Source organism: Dietzia sp. SYD-A1, assembly GCF_015356725.1.
Lineage (GTDB): Bacteria > Actinomycetota > Actinomycetes > Mycobacteriales > Mycobacteriaceae > Dietzia.
In genome coordinates this window covers 1-730 of record NZ_JADDKI010000645.1, presented here as the reverse complement: position 1 = coordinate 730, position 730 = coordinate 1, and the positions used below count along the sequence as shown (strand labels likewise).

1 protein-coding gene and 1 pseudogene are annotated in these 730 nt (G+C 70.0%); both read left to right on the top strand.

Annotated features, from left to right (window positions below; all coding sequences use genetic code 11):
* Positions 1-151 precede the first annotated feature (151 nt).
* On the top strand, positions 152-487 hold the full coding sequence (locus IY392_RS18050; protein WP_107757397.1) for a DUF3263 domain-containing protein: 336 nt from the start codon (positions 152-154) through the stop codon (positions 485-487).
* A gap of 15 nt (positions 488-502) precedes the next feature.
* A pseudogene (locus IY392_RS18045) lies at positions 503-730 on the top strand (LytR family transcriptional regulator); the annotation flags it as partial.

The window sequence follows — 730 nt, the reverse complement described above, 5'->3', positions numbered from 1 at the left end:
GTGGGGGTGTGGAGGGCGGGATCGCCGAGGATGACGATGGGCAGGACGGCCATGGCAGGAGATCCTAGTGCGCACCTGGCAGGGTGTCGGATCCGTGTGGTTCACTACGGGGGAATCACAACGGTGTGATCCGGGCACAGGAGGCGAGCGAATGGGTCGATCAGCAACCGCGGCACGCCGACCGAGGGTCGAGGGCGGTTCGCCGCCCGCGGACGAGCTGCACGCCGCCGACCCCGTGCTGTCCGACAGGGACCGGGCCATGCTCGAGTTCGAGCGTCAGTGGTGGAAGTTCGCCGGCTCCAAGGAGGAGGCGATCCGGCAGAAGTTCGACATGTCCGGGACCCGGTACTTCCAGATCCTCAACGGCCTCATCGACCGCCCCGAGGCGCTGGCCGCTGACCCGCTGCTCGTCAAGCGGCTTCGTCGCATGCGCAGCAGCCGTCAGAAGGCACGCGCGGCGCGCAACCTGGGAATGCGGCTCGACTGACCTACACTCACCGGCGTGAGCTCCCAGCCCGAAACCTCGCAGTACGACCCCTACGGTCCGGGCGCGCCCGCCGGCGGCGCCGGGGCCGGCCCCGACCAGGATGAGCCGACCGGACCTCCGTACCGGGCCATCGCGATGGTCCTCCTGGCCGCGGTGGTCCTGGCGATAGGCATCGGGCTCGTCCAGCTGTTCGGGGGCGACGACGAGACCCCGACCGCCACCGACCAGGACAGTGCCCAGGTC